Source organism: Rhizobium sp. IBUN, assembly GCF_000510625.1.
Taxonomy (GTDB): domain Bacteria; phylum Pseudomonadota; class Alphaproteobacteria; order Rhizobiales; family Rhizobiaceae; genus Rhizobium; species Rhizobium altiplani.
Genome location: NZ_AZNV01000007.1, coordinates 161,538 through 180,595, shown reverse-complemented (window position 1 = coordinate 180,595; position 19,058 = coordinate 161,538). Strand labels below are relative to the sequence as shown.

General features: G+C 60.9%; 15 protein-coding genes. 5 read left to right on the top strand and 10 right to left on the bottom strand.

The genetic code is table 11. From position 1 onward, the window contains the following. Positions 1 to 36: 36 nt before the first annotated feature. Together RHIBUN_RS0109575 and RHIBUN_RS0109570 are read right to left on the bottom strand one after the other, a co-directional pair. Positions 37 to 1,449 carry an FAD-linked oxidase C-terminal domain-containing protein gene (locus RHIBUN_RS0109575; RefSeq protein ID WP_025659410.1) on the bottom strand — a complete coding sequence of 471 codons (1,413 nt, stop codon included), beginning with the start codon at positions 1,447 to 1,449 and terminating at the stop codon, positions 37 to 39. A gap of 106 nt (positions 1,450 to 1,555) precedes the next feature. After that, positions 1,556 to 2,590: an aldo/keto reductase gene (locus RHIBUN_RS0109570; protein WP_025659409.1), complete on the bottom strand. Its 1,035-nt coding sequence runs from the start codon at positions 2,588 to 2,590 to the stop codon at positions 1,556 to 1,558. 96 nt (positions 2,591 to 2,686) lie between these two features. On the opposite strand from RHIBUN_RS0109570, the gene RHIBUN_RS0109565 reads away from it, so the two are divergent. Beyond that, positions 2,687 to 3,589, top strand: a complete 903-nt coding sequence (locus RHIBUN_RS0109565) for a LysR family transcriptional regulator (RefSeq protein WP_025659408.1) — start codon at positions 2,687 to 2,689, stop codon at positions 3,587 to 3,589. Between the two features lie 162 nt (positions 3,590 to 3,751). Beyond that, complete coding sequence (locus tag RHIBUN_RS0109560; protein WP_025659407.1) at positions 3,752 to 4,846, top strand: AbrB family transcriptional regulator; 1,095 nt, start codon at positions 3,752 to 3,754, stop codon at positions 4,844 to 4,846. Here the strand turns inward: RHIBUN_RS0109560 and RHIBUN_RS0109555 are convergent. Beyond that, positions 4,806 to 5,693, bottom strand: coding sequence for an AraC family transcriptional regulator (locus RHIBUN_RS0109555; protein ID WP_025659406.1), 888 nt, complete (start codon positions 5,691 to 5,693; stop codon positions 4,806 to 4,808). The two genes, RHIBUN_RS0109560 and RHIBUN_RS0109555, sit on opposite strands and share 41 nt — an antisense overlap. Before the next feature lie 33 nt (positions 5,694 to 5,726). Between RHIBUN_RS0109555 and RHIBUN_RS0109550 the strand changes: the two genes are divergently transcribed. Continuing rightward, positions 5,727 to 6,134, top strand: coding sequence for a DUF2000 family protein (locus RHIBUN_RS0109550; RefSeq protein ID WP_025659405.1), 408 nt, complete (start codon positions 5,727 to 5,729; stop codon positions 6,132 to 6,134). Positions 6,135 to 6,184: 50 nt separating this feature from the next. Here the strand turns inward: RHIBUN_RS0109550 and RHIBUN_RS0109545 are convergent, their stop codons facing one another. The 4 genes from RHIBUN_RS0109545 to RHIBUN_RS0109525 form a co-directional block, all read right to left on the bottom strand. Then, positions 6,185 to 6,850, bottom strand: coding sequence for an OmpA family protein (locus RHIBUN_RS0109545; protein ID WP_025659404.1), 666 nt, complete (start codon positions 6,848 to 6,850; stop codon positions 6,185 to 6,187). Positions 6,851 to 7,042: 192 nt separating this feature from the next. Further along, a complete protein-coding gene (locus tag RHIBUN_RS0109535; RefSeq protein ID WP_025659403.1) occupies positions 7,043 to 8,038 on the bottom strand; it encodes a flagellin in 996 nt (331 codons plus the stop codon). 245 nt (positions 8,039 to 8,283) lie between these two features. Next, positions 8,284 to 11,439 carry an efflux RND transporter permease subunit gene (locus tag RHIBUN_RS0109530; RefSeq protein WP_025659402.1) on the bottom strand — a complete coding sequence of 1,052 codons (3,156 nt, stop codon included), beginning with the start codon at positions 11,437 to 11,439 and terminating at the stop codon, positions 8,284 to 8,286. Next, entirely contained in the window at positions 11,436 to 12,602 is a 1,167-nt protein-coding gene (locus RHIBUN_RS0109525; protein ID WP_025659401.1) for an efflux RND transporter periplasmic adaptor subunit, read from the bottom strand. Before RHIBUN_RS0109525 ends, RHIBUN_RS0109530 begins: the two co-directional genes overlap by 4 nt. Positions 12,603 to 13,000: 398 nt before the next feature. On the opposite strand from RHIBUN_RS0109525, the gene RHIBUN_RS0109520 reads away from it, so the two are divergent. After that, positions 13,001 to 15,481 carry a UvrD-helicase domain-containing protein gene (locus tag RHIBUN_RS0109520; protein WP_025659400.1) on the top strand — a complete coding sequence of 827 codons (2,481 nt, stop codon included), beginning with the start codon at positions 13,001 to 13,003 and terminating at the stop codon, positions 15,479 to 15,481. Between the two features lie 332 nt (positions 15,482 to 15,813). Here the strand turns inward: RHIBUN_RS0109520 and RHIBUN_RS0109510 are convergent, their stop codons facing one another. The 3 genes from RHIBUN_RS0109510 to RHIBUN_RS0109500 all read right to left on the bottom strand — a co-directional run bounded on the left by RHIBUN_RS0109510 (position 15,814) and on the right by RHIBUN_RS0109500 (position 17,356). Continuing rightward, positions 15,814 to 16,194 carry a hypothetical protein gene (locus RHIBUN_RS0109510; protein WP_025659399.1) on the bottom strand — a complete coding sequence of 127 codons (381 nt, stop codon included), beginning with the start codon at positions 16,192 to 16,194 and terminating at the stop codon, positions 15,814 to 15,816. Further along, positions 16,194 to 16,595 carry a DUF488 family protein gene (locus RHIBUN_RS0109505; protein ID WP_025659398.1) on the bottom strand — a complete coding sequence of 134 codons (402 nt, stop codon included), beginning with the start codon at positions 16,593 to 16,595 and terminating at the stop codon, positions 16,194 to 16,196. The genes RHIBUN_RS0109510 and RHIBUN_RS0109505 overlap by 1 nt, the downstream gene beginning before the upstream one ends. A gap of 74 nt (positions 16,596 to 16,669) precedes the next feature. Next, entirely contained in the window at positions 16,670 to 17,356 is a 687-nt protein-coding gene (locus RHIBUN_RS0109500) for an isoprenylcysteine carboxylmethyltransferase family protein (protein WP_245271650.1), read from the bottom strand. A gap of 202 nt (positions 17,357 to 17,558) precedes the next feature. On the opposite strand from RHIBUN_RS0109500, the gene RHIBUN_RS0109495 reads away from it, so the two are divergent. Continuing rightward, positions 17,559 to 19,031 (top strand): sensor domain-containing diguanylate cyclase, encoded by a 1,473-nt coding sequence (locus tag RHIBUN_RS0109495; RefSeq protein WP_025659396.1) that lies wholly within the window; start codon positions 17,559 to 17,561, stop codon positions 19,029 to 19,031. Positions 19,032 to 19,058 lie beyond the last annotated feature (27 nt).

Genomic DNA, 19,058 nt, shown 5'->3' with positions numbered 1-19,058 from the left:
AACCCTGCCGGCCCACAGGCTCGACGGAATCCCACTTCAGGTGCGGTGGAATATCTTGCCAGGATTGAAGATATCATCCGGATCGAGCGCCTTCTTGACCTGCCGCATCAGTTCAACCGTGCCGCCGAGCTCCTCTTCCAGGAATGCCATCTTGCCCTGGCCGATGCCGTGCTCGCCAGTGCAGGTGCCGTCCATCGCCAGAGCGCGAGCGTTGAGCCTGCCGACAAAGGCCTCGGCAGCAGCAATGCCCTCCTCGGTCTTGTCGTCGAACAACAGGAGCACATGGAAGTTTCCATCGCCTGCATGCCCGACGATCATCGCCAGCAGGCCATGTTCCTCTATATCGATCTGCGTCTCGCCGATACAATCGGCAAGACGGGAAATAGGCACGCAGACATCCGTCGAGAGCGCGGCCAATTCCGGCGCCAGCGCGCGCGATGCCCAGTAGGCATCGTGCCTTGCCTTCCAGAGCCTGCTGCGCTCCTCGGCGTTGACTGTCCATGAGAACGCGCCGCCTCCACATTCGGAGGCAATCTCGGCAAACTGTTCCGATTGCAGGGCAACGGTTTCATCTGTGCCATGAAATTCGAGGAAGAGCGTCGGCGTTTCCTCGTAGTTCAGCTTGGAATAGGCATTGCAGGCACGAATTTGCAGCGCATCGAGAAGTTCGATGCGGGCGACCGGAATGCCCATCTGGATGGTCATGATGACGGCATCGCAGGCGGCCCGAACAGTCGGAAAGGCGCAGACGCCACCGCCGATCTTCTGCGGGATGCCCTGCAGCCTCAGCGTCACCGACGTTAGTATGCCAAGCGTGCCTTCCGCGCCGACAAACAACCGGGTCATATCGTAGCCGGCTGACGACTTGCGGGCGCGTCGTGCGGTACGGATTTCTTCTCCGTTCGCAGTAACCGCGGTCACGGCAAGCACGTTGTCCTTCATCGTGCCGTAACGCACGGCATTCGTTCCGGAGGCCCGCGTCGAAGTCATGCCACCGATCGAAGCGTTTGCTCCAGGATCGATCGGGAAGAATAGACCGGTGTCACGGAGATAGGTATTGAGCTCCTCCCGCGTTACCCCGGGCTCGACGGTACAATCGAGGTCCTCAGCATTAACTTCAAGAACCCGGTTCATTCGGCTGAAATCGATCGATATACCGCCATTCGGCGCATTGACCTGCCCTTCAAGCGAGGAGCCGGTGCCGAAGCCGATAACCGGCACCTTGTGTTCCGCGCAGACTTTGACTGCCGCCTTCACGTCGTCGGCATTCTCGGCAAAAAGCACACCGTCAGGCGGCTGCGCCGGGATGTAAGTGGTGGTATGCGCGTGCTGTGCGCGGAAGGCCTCGCCGGTCTGGAAGCGCTCACCAAAGCTCTGTTTCAGAACAGCAAGAGCGGCGGTGATGCCTGTTTCGTGCCGTGTTCCGGATTTTGCATCTTTGAGCGCCATCTCTTTGATCTCCTTCATCTTCACACCCGGAGGCAGGTTGGTATGAGACAAGAGACGGCGCGTGTCTAGTGCATGATTAAGGGGAACTGTCCCCGATCGAGCACCCTTAGACCACCGGCGGGTTTAGCCGCGCAAACGCTTCCTGCCTGCGGTATGGGAAGTAGGGATAGGGCGCGGTTACACTGCTCGCTTTGTCGAGCTTTTCCACCTGCTCCTTGGCCAATGACCAGCCGACGGCACCGAGATTCTGCCGCAGTTGCTCCTCGTTGCGCGCGCCGATAATGACGCTGGAAACAGTGGGGCGACCGATCAGCCAATTGAGCGCGATCTGCGGGACGGTCTTGCCCGTTTCTTCGGAAATCTCCAGCAGCGCATCTACGATATCATAGAGCTTCTCATCATCGACCGGCGGCCCGAATTCAGCCGTCTGATGCAGCCGACTGCCTTCTGGCCATGGTTGGCCACGGCGGACCTTGCCGGTGAGACGGCCCCAGGCAAGCGGACTCCAGACCAACGCACCGACGCCCTGGTCGGCAGCGAGCGGCATCAGTTCCCATTCGTAATCGCGGCCGGCAAGGGAGTAGTAGACCTGATGCGCAACATAGCGCGGGTAGCCATGCCGCCCAGCAATGCCGAGCGAGTTCATCAGCTGCCATCCCGCGAAATTGGAGACGCCGACATAGCGGATTTTCCCTGCCGCGATCAGCCCGTCCAGTGTTGCGAGTACCTCTTCGATCGGCGTCGAAGCATCGAACGCATGGAGCTGCAACAGGTCGATATAGTCGGTCCCTAGGCGTTTCAACGCCTCGTCAGTGGAACGTATCAGGCGCGAGCGCGACGTTCCCCAATCACCAGGTCCGTCGCCCATCGGTAGCGCGATCTTGGTTGAGATCAGCACGGCGCCGCGCCGGCCGGCGATAGCCTGGCCAAGGACTTCCTCGGAGGCGCCGCCCGAATAGACATCTGCGGTGTCGAAGAGATTGACGCCCGCTTCCAGCGAAATGTCGATCAAGCGTCGAGCTTCGGCGGCGTCCGTGTTGCCCCAGGCACCGAAGAGCGGACCCGAGCCTCCGAATGTTCCCGCACCGAAGCTCAAAACCGGCACCCTGAGGCCCGATGCGCCGAGATTTCTGTATTCCATGGTCGGTCTCCTGTTGTGGACTTCAGAAGAGATAGACACTGAATCTATCGTGATATAGATTGCCGGGAAGAAAACTATCCATGAATTGAATTCATCATGAGTCGACAAGACATCAATCGCTCCGGCGAAATGGAAGTCTTCGTGCGTGCCGTCGAACTCGGCGGTTTCACGGCCGCAGCGCGTGCCTGCCGCATGACACCATCTGCCGTCAGCAAGCTTGTGGCGCGCCTTGAGGCACGCCTCGGCGCTCGCCTCGTCAACCGTTCGACCCGCAAGCTGCATCTGACGCCGGAGGGATCCGCCTTTTATGAGCGTAGCGTTTCGATCCTTGCGGACATCGCGGAGGCTGAACGCTACGCCTCCACCGGCGAGCAGGCCGTGGGTCCCATCCGCATCAACACGAGCGCTTCCTTCGGCCATCATATCCTTGCACCGCTCGTTTCGGATTTTCTGGCGCTCAATCCCGCCGTCACCCTCGACATCTCTCATACCGACGCCATTGTCGATCTTGTCGAGGATCGCGCCGATGTGGCGATCCGCGCCGGACCGTTGAAGAGCTCTAGCCTCATTGCCCGCAAGCTTGGCTTCACCCGCAACGTCATCGTGGCGTCGCCAGACTACTTGAAGCGCGAAAGCGAGCCGAAAACCATTACCGACCTGAAGCACCATCGCCGTATCGGCTTCTCATACGCGCGCAGCGTTCAGGGCTGGCCGTTATTCGATGGCGGCGAGACCATTGCGCTACCAATTACGCCAGGCGTCCAGGTGGGCGACGGCGAAGCGATGCGATATATGGCGCTGTCAGGTGCAGGCCTGGTCCGCCTCGCCACCTTCACCGTTCGCGCCGATATCGAGACCGGGCGACTGGTTCCGGTTCTCGAGGATCTCAACCCCGGCGACATCGAGGAGTTCTACGCCGTCTACATTGGCCAGGGCGGTCCGTTGCCGGCTCGCGTGCGGGCCCTGCTCGACTTCCTGGCGGAGCGTGTCAGCCTCTGACCTCGCGAAACCGACAGGATTTCGCAATTGACCGCTTCCCCGGCAGGCGCCTATATCGGCGCATATCCTCCGGCCCTCCGGCCGGCTTCTTTTGCCAGCCAGTGCTGCTCTCCTGCTTCGCCTGATCGCGTCTCCAGCATTGGCAAGACATGCATGGGAATCATGCCGTTGTACGACACCAGCCGCTTCTTTCGATACGCCAGCCTGCCGCGATGGATTCTCCTGCTCAGTATCTCGACCCTGCTTGTGGTCGGGCTTGAAATGCTCGGGCTGCCAGCCTCGCTCCTTATCGGCCCGATGGTGGCGGCAATCATCCTTGCCCTTTCCATCGGCCAGGGATCGCTTCAGGTGCCGCGCTGGCCACTCCTCTTCGGGCAGGCGCTCGTCGGTTTTCTGATGGCGCGCGCCATCACTGTCGATATCCTCAAGACCATGGCGACCGACGCGCCACTTTTTCTCGCGATGATCTTCTCCGTCATCGTTGCCGCGGCCGGCCTTGGCTGGCTGCTGACGCGCTGGCAGGTCTTGCCGGGAACGACCGCGGTTTGGGGTTCCTCGCCAGGCGCGGCGTCCGCGATGGTCATCATGTCCGAAGCTTATGGCGCCGATGCCCGTCTCGTCGCCTTCATGCAATATCTGCGGGTGGTCTTCGTCGCGGTGGCGGCCTCGGTTGTCTCGCGCCTCTGGGTTGCCGCCGATGGTGGCGAACCGCCGCCCTTCATCCTCTTCCCCTCGGTCGACTGGCAGGCGCTGGCCGCCACTGTCGCCCTCACCTGCCTGTCCGCCTACATTGCGGTGCGCTTTCGCATTCAGGGCGGCACAATCACCGTGCCGTTGGTTCTCGGCGCGCTGCTTCAAGGATTCGGGTTGTTCAAGATCGAACTTCCGCTCTGGCTGCTGGCGATCAGTTATGCCCTGATCGGCTGGAACATCGGACTGCGTTTCACACGCCGCATCGTCATGCACGCCGCGCGTGCCCTGCCCCGCGTCGCGGCCTCTATCCTGCTGCTAATGTCGATCTGCGGCTGTATGGCCCTTGCCTTGCACAAATTCGCCGGCGTCGATCCGCTGACGGCCTATCTGGCGACCAGTCCCGGCGGGGCTGATTCTGTGGCGATCATTGCGGCGTCAACCGACGTCGACGTGCCCTTCGTGATGGCGATGCAAACCGGCCGCTTCCTAGTGATCCTGTTTACTGGCCCAATGCTGGCACGCTTTATCGCGCGCCGCTCCGGCCTTGCGGAGAAGCCCGTCTAAGGCTCGCCCATTGGCCGGGCGTCATGCCATAGGCCTTTTTGAAATGACGTGTCAGATGGCTTTGGTCTGCAAAGCCCGTCGCCGCGGCCACATCCGAAAGCCCGTCACCCACCCCGATCATGGCGCGCGCCTGCTGCAGCCGCCGCATGAGCAGATAGCGATGCGGGCTTGTGGCGAAGGCGGCCCGGAAGTGCCGCGAAAGGGAGAAGCGGTCAAGACCGGTGACCGTCTCCAACTCACCGGATCGCACCGCTTCCGTCGCATGTGCTTCGAGATAATCGCGCGCCAATCTAGCACGCTGCCACGCAACGTTGCCGAGCGGCCGCCGCGGCGTCTTTGCATGCTTTGCAAGTCCGCCGGCAACACGCGAAACAAAGTCGTCGACGAACAACTCGTCGAGCTCGCGATCCAGCTCACTGAGTGCAGCTAGCAGCGTACCCGCCAAAACCGGATCTCCGATGACAGGGTCGTCAACGAAAGGCAGCCCGATCTTTTCCGCTCCAAGGCATTGGAGCAGTAGCGCCGGCTCAAGATAAAGCATGCGATATTGCAGCCCATCATCGGTGCCTGCTCCACCATCATGCTCCTCGTCCGGATGGAGCACGAGCACCTGCCCGGGCATGCTGAAGCGCCGCTGGCCGCGATAAGAAAAGGTCTGCACGCCTTTCATCGTGACGCCGAGAGCATAGGTATCGTGGCGATGCGGCTCGAAGGCCTTGCCGGAAAACTGCGCTTCCATCCGCTCGATTCCCGGAAAAGCCGGCGCAATCACGATCCCGTCTGCGCCGCGCTCCGTGCACAAACGTTCAAGACCCTCGAAGGCGTGACTGGTTACATCCTGGTCCAACGTGACTTTCGAACCTGCATGAAAGAGACTGGAATGTTTGATACCAAAATTGCGATCGTCCTGCGAAACAATCTTGCATCCTGGCAGAAGCTGAACGTCACGGCTTTCCTGATGAGTGGCATTGCCGGCCAGCACCCCGAGATGATCGGCGAGGCCTACAAAGACCGCGCCGGCAATCTCTACAATCCGCTTTCCATCCAGCCGATCATTGTACTGTCGGCAGAGGACGAAACGATGTCGACAATCCACCGCCGCTCGCTCGAGCGCGGCATAACCTCGTCGCTGTTCATCGAGGAGATGTTTGCAACCGGCCACGACGCCGCCAACAGGGCCGTCTTTGCCGAATACGCACCCGACGATGCCAAGGTCGTCGGCATAGCCATCCGGGCCGAAAAGAAGATCGTCGACAAGATCACCAAGGGCGCGACGATGCATCAATAACGAAAACGGCCGGGCGCTGGCCCGGCCGTTTCTCTTGACTGAAGTCTGGATCAGCTCTGCGTGACAGGCGCAATCTGGATTTCGACGCGGCGGTTCTGAGAACGTCCAGCTTCCGTAGCGTTGGAAGCGATCGGCTGCGACGGACCGAAGCCGACAGCGGAAACGCGGCGCGGGTCGATGCCCTGCGTGCCGAGATAATCGGCAACCGACATGGCGCGGCGCTGTGACAGATCCTGGTTGTGCTGCAAGCTGCCGGTCGAGTCGGTGTGGCCGTTGACGTCGATCAGCGTGCGGTTAAACTTACGCAGGACGATCGCGACAGAATTCAGCGTTGGATAGAAGCCAGACTTCACAGCGTCCTGGTCAACATCGAACGTGATGTTGGACGGCATGTTGAGGATGATGTTGTCGCCGCGGCGGGTCACCGAAATGCCCGTTCCCTGGAGCTGGGCGCGCAGTTCCGATTCCTGCTGGTCCATGTAGTTGCCGATCGCACCGCCTGCGAGCGCACCGACGCCGGCGCCGATCAGCGCGGCATTGCGACGTCCGACCGGCGAGCCGCCGACCGCCAAACCGGCAAGCGCGCCAACGCCGGCACCCAGCAGCGCGCCGCCCGATGTATTCGACATCTTCTGCTCGCCCGTATAGGGGTCGGTCGTGGTGCAAGCACTAAGGTAAGTTGCGGCAACAGTCAGAAGTATGAATTTCTTGATCATGGACGGGCGAATCTCCAATTCGGTGTTAATGCGACCAGTATTAAGGATTGCGGCAACAAGATGAAGCAGACGCTGCAGATGCTCGAAATTGGGCAAAAAGCACAACTACTGCGGACGGCAAGCAACAACAACGGCCAGGCCGCTAAGTCGCCCGTCGGAATCTAAGCGACAGTTCTACTTCAAGACGACCGGTTAGAGGTTCTGGAAGAGTTGGCGAACCGTGTCGTAGCTGGCGTTGGCGATGTTCAGCGACTGCAAGCCAAGCTGCTCTTGGGTTTGTAAGGCACGCAGCAGGCTCGACTGCTCTTCCATATCGGCGTCGATCAGACGGCTGATGCCGCGGGAATAGGAGTCGTCCAGCGACTGCGCGAAGTCGCTCTGGATGCTGATGCGCTTTTCAAGCGCACCGAAGGCCGAGCCAACCGTCGTCATCTGGTTCAGCATCATATCGACGACGGTGATCATCTCCTTCACCTGCGCCTGCGTCGTGCTGCTCGAAACACCGATTTCAACCTGCCCAGCCGTGTTACCAGCGCCTTTGAGCATCACATAGTTCTGCGAGGCACCGGCCTCGGTCGCGAAATACTGGGATGTAAGAGCGCCATATTCACCGGAACCGGTGGTACGGTCGTCAATCAGGTAGCGAGCATCCTTCGAGGTGGTTGCCCCAACGGGCGCGAGATCGACCTCATAGCTCAGCATATCGACCTTCACCGTTCCGTCGGAATAGCGGATGAACGACGACGGGATCTCCCTCGGCTTGGAGGGATCGGCCGAATCGTCGATCGCAACCCAGTTGTCGCCGTTGAACTCCGCCGACTGCGCGACCGACCGGAGCTGATCTTTCAAGTGGGCGATATCGGTGTTGATCTTGTCCTTGTCGACACCAGACTCGGTCGCTGCGACCAGCTTTGCCTTGATCTCGCTGACGAGATCAATTGCGCTGTCGACGGCGTTATAGGCCGTGCCCATCGTCGCAGCGGCCAGGCCGAGAGCGTCGCGAATGGCCGATTGAGCTTTCTGATCAGTTTTCAGGGTCGAACTAATCGCCCAATAGGCGCCGTTGTCGGCCGCTCTTTCGACTCTGAGGCCGGTTGACACCTGCCTCTGGGTTTTGGTCATGTCGCGACCGATGTCGCGCAATACATACAGCGCGGCATCCACCGAGGTGCGCCGATAAATGCTCAAGGTACTGTACTCCGAACACAACAATACACTGATACAAACAAACCGTACCGCGAACGATCATTGTCCGGGAGCGCCTGAACGAGGCACCAGGGCGGCCCTCAGAAAACGCTGGAGGACCTTTCGGCTTCTGTCGGAATGATTACCGCTCACACTTAAAAAACGTCTAAAATTTAGAAGAAATTCATCCAATCCTACAACTTTTTATAAGCCATAACTCGCAGGACCTTACCCGCTGAAGGCGCGGTTCATTCTGCCGCCTCCAGCCGACCTGCCTTGGCGGCAGGGCGCGGACGCGATGCGTGTGCCATTTCTTCGTGGAGCCGCTCCTCTTCGTGAGCATGCGGCTTCGCGAAGCGGGCAATCAGCAGGTAAGCGACCGGCGTAATGTAGAGCGTCACCAGTGTCGCAAAGCCAAGCCCTCCAACGATAACCCAGCCAAGCGCAACGCGCGCTTCCGCGCCAGCGCCATGGGCGAAGACCAGCGGAACGCCGCCGAGGATCGTCGCTATCATGGTCATCATCACGGGGCGCAGGCGTAGCGCGCACGCCTTCTCAATGGCCGTGCGCACCTCCTCGCCGCGATCGCGGAGTTGGTTGGCAAATTCAACGATCAGAATACCGTTCTTCGCCATCACGCCCACAAGCAGAACAAGGCCGATCTGGCTGTAGATATTGAGGCTCGACCCGGTAATGATCAGCGCGAAGACGGCGCATGCCAGCCCGAGCGGAACCGTCGACATGATGATAACCGACGACAGCACACTCTCGAACTGCGCGGCCAGAACCAGGAAGATGATGACGATTGCAAAGCCAAAGGTCAGTGCCATGCCGCTTGAGTTCTCCTCCAGCGTCGCCGCCTCGGCAAGTGGCACGAGACGCGCACCGGCAGGCAGGATCGATTTGGAGATCTCGCTTACTTCCTTGACGGCATCTCCGAGCGAAAGACCATTCTTCAGGCCGGCCGTGATCGCTACCGACGCAAGCTGCTGTTCGCGGTTCAATTGCGGCGCGACCGAGCTCTCCGTCAGTGACGCGATTACAGACATCGGCACGATCTTGCCATCGCCCGTCTTCAGGAAGACGTTCTCTAGATCCGTCGGATCGTCGAGCGGTCGGGTGTTCGACGTGAGCAGCACCGGATAGGCTTCGCCCTTGACGAAAACGTCAACGACCGATCGCCCTTCCAGGAGCGACTGCATAGCCGTTGAAAGGCCGGTGATGTCGATCCCGAGATCGGAGGCACGCTCGCGGTCGATCGTCACCGACACCTGGGCCTGGGTCGGTTCGTTGGTCAGTCGCGGCGTATCGTAATGGCCCGTGGCGTCGAGGGCCTGCACCAGTTGAGCAGCCGCAGTCGTCAGAGCCTCGTGATCGTTGCCGACCAAGGCCATCTGCAGTCCGTTGCCGGCGCCGCGGATGCGCAGGCTGTTCGATTGGATCGCATTGCCGCGCAGCGCCGGAACCCTTGCGGCGGCCCGGTTGATATCGGCCACGATCTCCGCCTGTGTGCGATGGCGTTCACCCCACGGCGCCAGCGTCAGCACCATGAAGCCGCTGTTGACCTGTCCGCCCTGTCCCGAGATCGAAAAGACATTGCTGATATCGCCGCTATTGACAAGCGGCTGGAGATATTCCTCCACCCGTTGCATCTTGTCGCGCGTGTATTCGAGACTTGACCCCTGCGGCGTGGTCAGGCGCATCATCACCATCGCGCGGTCTTCGTTCGGCGTCAGCTCGCTTCGAACCGTCTGGAAAGCAAGAACAGCGGCACCGGCAAAAAGCAACGAAGCGACGATGACCACAAGCGGTGCATTCAGGCAGGCGTGCAGCGACCATCGGTAGGCGTCGGCGAACCACGTTCCGAAACGGCCAAGAAGGCCATGGTCCTCAAGCATCTCCTTCGTCAGTATCCGTGAAGCCAACATCGGACATAGCGTCAGGGCAACGATGGATGAGAGGCCAACCGAGAAAGCCAGCACGAAGCCGAATTCGCGGAACAGACCACCCACCTGCCCCGGCAGGAAGGAAAGCGGAATAAAGACCGCTGCAAGCGTCGCGGTCGTGGCGATGACAGCAAAGAACACTTCGCGCGCGCCGAGCACGGCAGCCGCTCGAGGTCCCATGCCTTCCGAACGGCGGCGAACGATGTTTTCGAGAACGACGATCGCGTCGTCAACGACAAGGCCGGTCGCCAACACGATCGCTAGCAGCGTCAGGATGTTGATCGAGAAGCCGACGAGATAGACCGCTGCCAGGGTTCCGATCAGCGCAACCGGCATGCTGACGGCAGGGATGATCGTCGCACGCCAGTCCCGCAGAAAGAGATAGATGACGCCGGTGACGATGACCGCGGCCAGGATGAGCGCCAGCACCACTTCATGGATCGCGCCCTGGATGAAGACGGCGTCATCGCTGGTGATGGCGATCCGCGTGCCTTCGGGAAGCGTTCTTGAAAGCTCGGCCACGGCGTCCTTGATGCCGTTGGAGATGTTCAGCGTATTCGATTGTGCCTGGCGGATGACGCCGAGGCCGATGCCGGGAACGCCGTTCGAGCGCAGCGCCGTCTGCCCGTCGCGCGGTCCGAGGGTAACATTTGCCACATCGCCGAGACGCACGTGGTTCTGCAGGATGACGTTGGAGAAATCCTCCGGCGTCTGCAAACTTGCCATCGCGCGGACAACGATCGTCTGCGTCGGGCTCTTTAGCGATCCGGCCGGCACGTCGAGAGCAGCGCTGGAAAGCGCCTTCGTCAGATCGCCAACGGTCAGCCCGCGACTGGCCAGTTCGCTCTGGTTCACGTCGACGCGGAAGACCTTCTCCTGGTCGCCGTAGGTTTCGACATCGGCAACGCCATCGACCGAGGCAAGCCGGTCGATGACCTGGTTCTCGACGAGAAGCGTCAGATCGTCCATGTTCAGTTTCGACGACGTAACGGCAAGACGCATGATCGGCTGAGAATCGGAATCCGCCTTGACGATCTGCGGCGCATCCGCCTCTTCGGGAAGGCGGTCGGCGATACGGCCGATGGCATCTCGCACGTCGTTTGCCGCTACCGCGAGATCGACGGAGTCAGAGAATTCGAGCGTCACCCGGCTCTGGCCGAACTGAGAACTGGACGAAATGGATTTGAGGCCGCTGACGCGTGCGGCCGCGCCCTCGATCACCTTCGTCAGTTCCTGGTCGATAGTCTGTGGCGAGGCACCGTCGAAAGTCGTGCGCACCGTCACCACGGGTCGGTCGACATCGGGCAGTTCGCGCACTTCGATCCCGGCATAGGCTGCAAGGCCGGCAACGATCATCAGGGCGTTGAAGACAAGCGCAAGGATCGGGCGCCTGACAAACAGCGCGGTGAAGGTCTGTTTGCCGGAAGCCGGCTTCTCCTGCATCTCGGTCACGGTCATTGCGTGACTGGCTCCGAATTCGACGCCACTTCGCCGGCCACCCGTACCGCGCCGCCTTCACGGACACGCTGCAGCCCTTCGGTGACGATTGCATCGCCATCGTCCAGATCGGCCTTGACGAGAATATAATCGGGATTGCGCTGCACGATGCTGACACGCACCTTGCCGGACTTGCGGTCGACGACCTGCCAGACGAACGCGCCTTGCGAATCCCACTGGACTGAGAGCGGATCGACCGCGGGATACTGGTCGCCGCCAAACCTCATCCCGACATTGAACGACATGCCGGCGCGCAGTTCGTCCGATGCGTTGTCGATTCGGGCCCGCACGCGCATTGTCCGGCTGGCGGCGTCAATGCGGTTGTCGATTGCCTCGACCGCGCCCGAGAATACCCGACCTGGCCGTGCCACCGACGTTGCCTCCACGGGCTGGCCGACCGTGATCGTGTTGGCGAAGCGTTCCGGCACCCAGTAGTCGACCAGGATTTCGGTCCGGTCGTCGAGGGTCGCGACCGGCGTCGTCGTCGAAACGTTGTCGCCGACGTTGACCGGGATGATGCCGACAATGCCATCGATCGGCGCGACAATGCTGCGACGCTCGAGATTGAGTTCGGCGGCCTGCAGTTGAAGGCGTGCGCCTTGCTCGGCGATTTCGGCGTCGAAGACATCCATGCGCGACACGCTGGATTTGATGTTGTGGTAGAGGCTGGATTTCTCGACGGCGCTTTTCAGCGCCACATCGGCCTGACCGCGAGCGATGACCTGCTCTTCGCTGTCTAGCTTTGCAAGCACCTGCCCCTTGGTGATCCTGTCGCCCGACTTGATCAGGATCTCGCGAATTGTCCCGCTTGCCTGCGGCATCACCACCACGGAGCGGATGGCGTCGCCCGTGCCGATGGCACTCAGCCGATCATTGACGACACCACGAACGACGGCCTGCGTGGCGACCAGAACGGGCGCGTTTGCTCCGCCGCTGCGACGTCTCGATTGCCCTTCCTCGCTCCCCACCGGCTTCGGTGCAGCCTCACCGGGCGCCAACTTTGAAACCTCTGAAAAGCCGGCCTTCCGTAGCGTCTCGCCAGCCACTGGCACGAAGAAAACCCATCCAGCAAAGCCGGCCGCAATCACGACAAGGCAAACTATAAACTGCTTCCAAAATGGCATTCACGTCTCCAGAGGGACTCGAGGCTAGTCCAGGGTCTATCGAAAGAGGCGTTCGCAGGACAAATTGCCGCGCGTCTGCGACAATATTGTCTCTTTGCCGATCACCAGCAAGCGAATTGCTCCAGCATTACTGAATTGTAATTCAAGACTGAGTAACTCTCGACCGCCGCCTGCCGTGTTGTAGAATTTCATCGTCAACGTCAAATGACGATTTTGTTTTCTGAGTTTCATTGACGATACTTGCGCGCGACCGAGGCCGCCCCTTACAGCGCACATAGGCAATTCCCGGGCAGGCCTGCTCGAATGCACTGCATAAGCTGAGGACAGCGGGTGCGGGGCGGAATGAAAGCAGAACATCTTTTCTGGTCTTTCGATCCCGAATCACTACATTACGCGCCATGAGCAATAGTTTCGACGATATCCCCTTCTTCGATGAAGAGCCGGGCGAGCCGCCGCGCAAGCAGCCAGCCCCTGCCGCTCCCGCCGCCGGAGGGCTCGCCGCCCGTGCCATGGCAGCTCGCGATGGCGGCAGGCGCCCCGATTATCTTTCCGGCCTGAACCCGGAGCAGACCGAAGCCGTCGAGACACTGGAAGGCCCCGTACTCGTGCTCGCCGGTGCAGGCACCGGCAAGACGCGCGTGTTGACGACGCGCATCGCCCATATCCTGAACACTGGACGCGCTTTCCCCTCGCAGATCCTTGCCGTGACCTTCACCAACAAGGCCGCCCGCGAGATGAAGGAACGTATTGCCGTGCTCGTCGGCGGCGCCGTCGAGGGCATGCCCTGGCTCGGCACCTTTCACTCGATCGGCGTCAAGCTTCTGCGCCGCCATGCCGAACTCGTAAACCTGCGCTCCGACTTCACGATCCTCGACACCGATGATGTCGTCCGGCTGATCAAGCAGCTGATCCAGGCGGAAGGCCTCGATGACAAGCGCTGGCCTGCCAAGCAGTTCGCCGGAATGATCGATGGCTGGAAGAACAAGGGCCTCGGCCCTGGCGACATTCCAGAGGGCGACGCCCGCGCCTTTGCCAACGGCAAGGGCCGCGAACTCTACTTTGCCTATCAGCAACGGCTCTCGACGCTGAACGCCTGCGATTTCGGCGATCTCCTGATGCACCCGATCGCGATCTTCCGGAAAAATCCGGATCTTCTCAAGGAGTATCACGGCCGCTTCCGCTACATCCTTGTCGACGAGTATCAGGACACCAACACAGCCCAGTACATGTGGTTGCGGCTGCTTGCCCAGCGCCCGAAGGGCGAGCCGCAGAACGTCTGCTGCGTCGGCGACGACGACCAGTCGATCTATGGCTGGCGCGGTGCCGAGGTGGACAACATCCTCCGCTTCGAGAAGGACTTCCCGGGCGCCAAGGTCATCAAGCTGGAGCGCAACTATCGTTCGACGGCGCATATCCTTGGCGCCGCCGGCCACCTGATCGCTCACAATGAAGGCCGCCTCGGCAAGACGCTTTTCACCGACCGCAGCGACCCCGATGACATCAAGGTCCAGGTGCACGCATCCTGGGATTCAGAGGTGGAAGCCAGGGAAATCGGCGAGGAGATCGAGCAACTTCAACGCGGCGACGCCAATGGAAAGCGGCATTTGCTCAACGACATGGCGATCCTCGTGCGCGCCTCATTCCAGATGCGCGAGTTCGAAGACCGCTTCGTGACGCTCGGCCTCAACTACCGAGTCATCGGCGGCCCGCGCTTCTACGAGCGCCTCGAAATCCGCGATGCCATGGCCTACTTCCGCCTCGTCGCCCAGCCTGCCGACGACCTCGCCTTCGAGCGCATCATCAACACCCCGAAGCGCGGTCTTGGCGATACGACGGTGCGCGCCCTCCACGATTATGCCCGCGCCCGCGACATTCCGATGCTGGCCGCAGCCGCCGACATGATCGAAACCGACGAGCTGAAGCCGAAGGCGCGCAAAGCTCTCTTCGACGTCGTCCAATCATTCCGCCGCTGGCAGGAAATGCTGGAAAACACCCCGCACACTGAGCTTGCCGAGCAGATCCTTGAAGAGTCGGGTTACACCGACATGTGGAAGAACGACAAGTCGGCGGACGCGCCGACCCGTCTCGAAAACCTGAAGGAACTCATTCGCTCGATGGAGAGCTTCGAGTCGATGCGTGGTTTCCTCGAGCACGTCGCGCTTGTCATGGACGCCGAGCAGAACGAAAACCTCGACGCCGTCTCGATCATGACGTTGCATTCCGCCAAGGGCCTGGAGTTCGATACCGTCTTCCTGCCGGGCTGGGAGGAGGGCCTGTTCCCGCACCAACGTTCACTGGACGAAAGCGGCCGCGCCGGCCTCGAGGAAGAACGCCGCCTTGCCTATGTCGGCATCACCCGCGCCAAGCGCCGCTGCCACATCTGGTTCGTCTCCAACCGGCGCATCCACGGTCTCTGGCAGTCGACCATCCCTTCGCGGTTCCTCGACGAACTGCCGGAAATGCATGTCGAGGTGGCGGAAGCCGAGCAGAGCTACGGCGGCTATGGTCGCGGTGGCTACGGCCAGTCCCGTTTCGACAAGGCTGACCCCTTCGCCAACTCCTATTCGACGCCCGGCTGGAAGCGTGCCCAGCAGAACAAGACGGACGCCACCCGCGACAACTGGGGCACACGTTCTGGCCACGCCGTCGAACGCATCGGCTACGGCGAAAGCGGCCCGCGCAGCCGCACCATCGATGGCGAACTCGTGGCGAAATCAACCGCCGCCGAGCCCTCGAAATTCAAGACCGGCGATCGCGTCTTCCACCTCAAATTCGGCAACGGCAACATCGTGGAGATCGAGGGCAACAAGCTGACGATCGAATTCGACCGGGCAGGCCAGAAGCGGGTCTTGGATGGGTTTGTGGAGAGGGTTTCCTGAAGCGGAACCGTCAACTAACTGACCTCGGATAACTCGCCGACTACTGCAGCAAACGACAGCGCGGCTCGCCTCACCCTTTCGTGACTTCGTTTACCGTCCCGCGTCCCGCATACTGAACTCCCGCGCGTACTGACCGCGGGAGAGAAGGAGGACGCAGATGAAACGTTATTCGCTGCCTCTGATCGTAGCCTCGCTCATGATTGCCGTGTTGAGCAGTCCGACCGTCGCATTTGCCTGCAGCAAGATCATCCTAGGGACCTGATCCCGCAGGTACACGAACGACTACCGACAAGCGAGGAAGTCCGAATTCATGGAGCGGGCGTGGCGCCCGCTCATCCCAGGATCGGCATCGATCCCAGCCCCAGTATGTCGTTGAGCAATGCGAGCCCGATCCCGGCGGCGACGACCGCGATTCCGATCAGGAACAGGCGCCTCGCCCGATCGTACTTGGCCGCAATCAGCGAGTCCCTGGCCAGCAGATCGGCGAAGACCTTGACCTGCAAGGCAATCCCTACCGTCAGCAGCAACATCGGCAGGATATCGATCCGGCTCCAGTCGTTCGGATTCGAAGCCCAGCGGCTCATGAAACTCAGGGAAAAACCGAGAATGATGCCGGCTGCCGTCAGTGACCCGTTGCGAAAGGTCGCATCGATCTTCTCCTCTGAACCGGGCTCGGTCGTTGGCTTTCGCTCCAGCTGATCCTCTGCAGCCATCAGGCACAGCCTTCCGCGGCAAATGTCGCACCACGCTCTTCAAGCAGGCGCCGCAACACGCTTCGATGGCAGCGGTTTTCGTTCTCGCAGTAACAGCCGATTGAAAAATGACTGGCATGCGAAAGCGTGGCGAGCAGGTCCAGCACATGGCTCGCCTCCGGCACTTTCATTTCCTTCGTGAAGCTGCGCACGAAGGCCGTCCACTCGGCGTCGGTCGTCGCGGCCTTCGCTTCCGTCACAAGGGCCTGGCTCGGCGAAAGCACCGGCAGCCAGACGTCATAGTAGTTGCGGCTGGAAAACTCTTCCTTCGGCACGCCCCGTGGCGGCCGGCGGACGGTACCGATCCGCACCCCCTCGCCTTCTGCCCGCGGCGAACCCAATTGCACGACCCTGATTGCCACGACGCCCTCCATCGACCTGTCGCGATATTTACCGCAACGGCCGCCGCCTCACCAGCCTCCAGAGGGATGATCCGTCACCAGATCCCAGGCACCAGGCGCCATTGGACCTCGCTGCGGTACTCGGCATAGCCGACCAGATTGCCCACCAAATACCTCTCCTCATCTAGGAGGCGGGCGACCAGACCACCAATGACGGGAGGCAACACAAGCAGACCCCAATAGGAACCCAGCGCCAAGGGCACGCCAAAAAACATCGCCAGCGCCGCGGCATACATCGGATGGCGCACCACGCCGTAGAGGCCGGTCGAAATCACCCGCTGCCCCGCCGTCACGCCGACTGTCGCCGCGGCAAACGAATTCTGCCGGAGCACGAAGAAGCAGCCGATAAAGCCGACCGCGATCAATGCATTGCCGAGAAGCAAGATCGGGGCCGGAACGACTGACCAACCGAACCTGTGGTCGAGCGCCGAAACCACGAAGAGCGCAAGAATTGCGATGCTGTTAAAGGACTGTATGCGCTTCTGCGATGGCTCGCGTTCCGCCTCCGGCCCGACACTCATGCGTTTCCGGACCAACTCCGGGTCGCGCCTGACGAAATAGGCCGTGAGGACTGCGCACCACCCGCAGAAATGCAAGAGAAACACCCAGCCTTGCCAGTAAGACAGGGATCCCGCCGCGAGGAAAATCATGACCAGCATGACGAGACAGAATTTGGCCGTCGCGACTGTCGCCTGTCGCCCGAGACTCTGAACGCTGCTCATCATCATCACTCACTCGCACTGTCGCGGGCACAAGGTCTCCTATCTCTAGATTGGCCTGACTGAGCGCGCGTCAATGGCATGAATCGCACGAGGATCGGGAAACCGATCTTCGCGCATCAAGTGAAGGTTTACGAATCATGCTTAAAAGCCGACGAACAACGCTGCGCCTCCACACATGCGACAACAAACCGAAAGTCTCATCATGAGCGACTCCGATATCTTCGACCTGTCACCGATCGCGATGTGGATCGAGGATTTCAGCGGGGTCAAGGCGCAGTTCGATCGCTGGCGCGCTGAGGGCGTCGAAGACATCCGAGCTTACCTTAGAGAAGACACAACGCGCGTCGCCGCCTGCTCACAGCTCATCCGCGTGCTGCGCGTCAACCGCAAGACACTCGAACTCTTCGGGGCTAACGATCTCGACCACCTGGTCGCCAATCTCGGCCTGGTGTTTCGCGACGAGATGCTCGAAAGCCACGTCAACGAATTGGCCGAACTCTGGGATGGCAAGACCGAATTCGCCAGCAGCGCGGTCAACTATACACTGTCCGGTCGCAGGCTCGATATCCAGCTCCGTGGTTCGGTGCTGCCGGGCCATGAGCAGTCGCTTGCGCAGATAATGCTGACAACGGAAGATGTCACCGCACGCGAGGAAGCGCGCCGCAAGGAGCGCGAAAATCGCCGCTACGCCGAAGGCATCTTCGAGCATTCGCCGGTCTCGCTCTGGGTCGAGGATTTCAGCCAGATCAAACTGCTGCTTGAGAATGTCCGCGATCGCGGCATCGACGATTTCAGGGTTTTCACCGATGTCCATCCCGAGTTCGTGCGTCAGTGCATGAGCGAGATCCGGGTGATCGACGTCAACCAGGCAACCCTCGACCTGTTCTGCGCACCCGACCGGCATACACTTCTGCAGCGCATTGGCGATGTCTTCCGCGACGACATGGAAAAACACTTCCGCGAACAGCTGATCGAGCTTTGGAACGGCCGGCTCTTTCATCAGCGCGAAGTGATCAACTACGCCCTCGACGGCTCCGAGCGCTACGTCCTTCTGCAATTCTCCGTCCTTCCCGGCCACGAAGGCGACTGGGCACTTGTGCAGGTAGCCCTCACCGACATCACAGCGCGCAAGAAGGCCGAAGCTTACCTCGAATATCTCGGCAAGCACGACGTCCTGACCAAGCTTCACAATCGCGCCTTCTACGTGGACGAGCTGAACAGGCTCGAACGCAAGTCGCTGCGGCCGGTCTCGGCTGTCGTCATCGATCTCAACGGCCTGAAGGAGGCCAACGACCAGCTGGGGCACGATGCCGGCGATGCGCTGCTGCGGCGTCTCGGCGAAGTCCTGAATGGCGCTGCCACACAGCCAAACCATGCTGCCCGCATCGGCGGCGACGAGTTTGCGGTGCTGATGCCCGGCGCCGACAAGCAGGCTGTCGCCGCAATGGTCGAGACCATCGGCGAGCTGCTGAAGATCAACAATCAGTTCTACTCCAATGCTCCGCTCAGCATATCGCTCGGTGTCGCGACAAGCGAGCCGGGGGAAACGATGGAAGCCATGGTGCGGCGTGCCGACATTGCGATGTACGCGCAGAAACGCGCCTATCACGCCAGCCGCAAGACAGAAGGACAAGGCAGCGTCGCGGCGGATGAAAAGTCCGCTTCGGCGGCCTGACCATTTCCCCGGCGCAGGAAATCTCTC